The sequence below is a fragment of the Deltaproteobacteria bacterium genome (genome assembly GCA_016930875.1).
Classification (GTDB): domain Bacteria; phylum Desulfobacterota; class Desulfobacteria; order Desulfobacterales.
Map to the genome: position 1 here is coordinate 1 of JAFGFW010000070.1, position 3,172 is coordinate 3,172.

The window sequence follows — 3,172 nt, forward strand, 5'->3', positions numbered from 1 at the left end:
CTTCGACTCCGCTCAGGGCCGTGAGTCCCTCGACTTGGCTCGGGACCGTGAGCCTGTCGAACGGCCTGTCGAACGGCCGTTTTGATAGTCGTAATGAAAATCTTAAATAATTCTTTTGTTTCCTGTTTTCCCATTCAACATTTCCGCCGGAGGCGGATTCGATGTTCGATGTTCATTTTTTTGTAACCGTGAACGGTTACCTTTCGTTGAACCCCGAACCTCTGAACCCGTGAACCGTTAAATGCTACGTACCAGTCAGCCTGTGCAAAGCCTCTTCGTATTTCATCCTGGTGTTTTTCACCACATCCGGCGGGAGTTCCGGGGCTGGAGGCCTCTGATCCCACTCAAGGGAAAGGAGATAATCTCTCACATATTGCTTATCAAAACTCTTTTGGGGACCACCTGGCTTGTACGTATCCTTTGGCCAAAAACGAGAAGAGTCAGGTGTCAGGATCTCGTCAATCAAAACAAGCCGGCCATCGATTAGGCCGAACTCAAACTTGGTGTCCGCTATGATGATCCCGCGGAGCTCGGCTATCTCCACTGCCTTTTGATATATGGAAACACTCAGATCATTGAGTTGCGCTGCCATGTCTTTTCCCACGAGATCCTCTGCCTGACCGAAGCTAATATTGACATCATGAGTCCCTGCCTCTTCCTTGGTTGAGGGCGTAAAGACCGGTTCAGGCAAGCGGTCCGATTCTTGAAGACCCTCTGGAAGCCTTATTCCGCAAATCTCCTCTGATTCCAGATAGGACTTCCAGCCAGAACCTGACAGGTATCCCCTCACTATACACTCCAGAGGAAGGGGGTCTGCCTTTCGGACCAACATACTCCTGTCTCTTAGAACATCAGCATATTGAAGACAAGCCTCAGGGAACTCGTCTACATCTGTCGTGATCAGGTGATTGGGCACAATGCCTTCCATCTTCTGAAACCAGAACCTGGACATCCTGGTCAATATGCAGCCCTTTGCCGGAATCGGATTGGGCATGACCACATCAAAGGCAGAGATGCGATCTGTGGCCACAATCAAAAGGGTATCGCCAAGGTCATAGAGATCCCTCACCTTGCCGCGCCCAGCCAGTTTCAAATCGGGAAAAACTGTATCGTAGACAGAAGCTTCCAAGGTTAACTCCTTTTCGCAGAGTTTTATCGTAACCGTTCACGGGTTCAAAGGTTCAGGGTTACCTTTCGTAGGCGTTCACAGGCTCAGGGTTCCCCGTTCAAGGTTACTTTTTTTCGTTGACCTTGCGAGCTGGCTGCGGGCCAACTGCCATGCCTCAATCTCTTCAAATCGTTCTATCTTCATACCTTCTCTATTCACAACTCACGAATCAACTGTTCAGGTTTTCGGTTTTGAACCTCTGAACGCCTGAACGATTACCGCAATTCTTATAATTTGCCGTGGAAAAAAGTCAAGGAGCAAATCAGATCCTGTTTGCCATTGACAGGCAGACTTCGTATGCTATTCGTAGATGAAATCGCAAAGCGATTTCATCTACGGAGGATAAAAATGGACAAGAAGGTTACAATCGTTGGCGCCGGTAACGTAGGCGCAACCGCAGCGCAACGCCTGGCGGAAAAGGAGTTGTCTGATGTTGTCCTTGTCGACGTCGTAGAGGGTTTGCCCCAGGGGAAAGCCTTGGATTTGCAGCAAGCGGCGCCAATAGAAAAACATGATGCCAGGCTCATAGGAACCAACTCGTTCGAGGCCTCAGCAGGGTCTGACATAGTCATTGTCACGGCAGGTATGCCCCGCAAACCGGGCATGAGTCGAGACGATCTTCTGGCTACAAACGCCAACATTGTTGGAACTGTAATCGAACAAATCGCCCCCCTTTCTCCAGAGGCTATCCTGATTATCGTGAGCAACCCCTTGGACGCCATGTGTCACGTAGCGCTTGAGACTAGTGGTTTTCCGAAGAATAGGGTCGTGGGTATGGCCGGAGTCCTTGACTCGGCCCGCTTTCGAGCCTTCATCGCAATGGAACTGGATGTGTCTGTAGAAAATACACACGCCTTTGTCATGGGTGGTCATGGCGACACCATGGTCCCCCTGCCCCGCTATTCCACTGTCGCAGGCATTCCCATCATTGAACTCATGCCAAGGGAACGAATAGATGCCCTGGTGGAGCGGACCAGAAATGGCGGAGCAGAGATCGTTGGCTTGTTGAAGACGGGCAGCGCCTATTATGCTCCGGCTTCAGGCGCTGTGGAGATAGCTGAAGCGATCCTTAAAGACAAAAAGAAGATCCTTCCCTGCGCAGCCTATTTGGAGGGAGAATATGGTATTCACGGTCTCTTTATCGGTGTCCCGGTAAAACTCGGAAGGGGTGGCATCAAGCAAATCATCCAGATCAACCTAACCGAGCAGGAACATGCCGCGCTTCAAAAGTCCGCCCAGGCAGTGCGCGAATTGGTAGAGTCCTTGAAGAGGAAGAAAATCCATACAGTACATTAGGCGGAGAAAAGAAAGTAACATATTTGGCAAAGAAATACCACTTTCAGGACCTGGTGTGTGAAAAAAAAGTTGACTTAAAGGCACTTTCTAGTTTATTTTTATAAAATAAAAACTTGAGGAACTTTTCTTCACTCACAACCCGCTGATTGAACCCTGAGGTTGCAATCTGACTCAACAGGAAAACCATGGGCGAAATTTCCGAGACATCCGCAAAAATCCTGATCGTGGATAATGACGAGAAGATCCTGTCGATCCTTCAAGAATACCTGGAGCTTTGTCGTTACCAGGTGACAACGGTACCCTCGGGCCTTGACGCCTTGATGCTCCTGCGCTCGGGAGACTACAATGTTCTTTTAACTGATATTGTCATGCCTGACATCAGCGGTCTTGGCCTCATCGAGATCACACGAAAGGAGTTCCCTGACTTGCCGATTATTGCCATGACGGGTTATGGCAGGCAGGTGAAAAACCTGACGAGTGAGCGGTCCCCTGACTACTACTTGGAAAAACCTTTTGATTTGACTGAGTTATCAGAAGTTGTCCATTCTGTTTTGCACAAGGAATAGCTAATGCCCATTAATAAACGGATCTTAAGACACTTGGCACTAGCGTCAGTTTCCAATTCAGTCCGCCTGAGGCGGATTCGCAAGGTCAAGGAAATTCCCGCTTGCAGCGGGACGCGGAGGTCCGCCTAGGCGGACCGCACAA

3 protein-coding genes are annotated in these 3,172 nt (G+C 49.6%); 2 read left to right on the plus strand and 1 reads right to left on the minus strand.

Annotated elements, in window-relative coordinates; all coding sequences use genetic code 11:
* Nucleotides 1–244: 244 nt before the first annotated feature.
* The gene (locus tag JW883_06970) at nt 245–1,129 is read right to left on the minus strand and encodes a phosphoribosylaminoimidazolesuccinocarboxamide synthase (protein ID MBN1842004.1); all 885 of its coding nucleotides are present in this window, start codon (nt 1,127–1,129) and stop codon (nt 245–247) included.
* Nucleotides 1,130–1,516: 387 nt separating this feature from the next.
* On the opposite strand from JW883_06970, the gene mdh reads away from it, so the two are divergent.
* Both mdh and JW883_06980 read left to right on the plus strand, forming a co-directional pair.
* Nucleotides 1,517–2,464, plus strand: a complete 948-nt coding sequence (gene mdh / locus JW883_06975; protein MBN1842005.1) for a malate dehydrogenase — start codon at nt 1,517–1,519, stop codon at nt 2,462–2,464.
* A 185-nt stretch (nt 2,465–2,649) separates the two neighbouring features.
* Nucleotides 2,650–3,030 (plus strand): response regulator, encoded by a 381-nt coding sequence (locus JW883_06980; GenBank protein MBN1842006.1) that lies wholly within the window; start codon nt 2,650–2,652, stop codon nt 3,028–3,030.
* Nucleotides 3,031–3,172 lie beyond the last annotated feature (142 nt).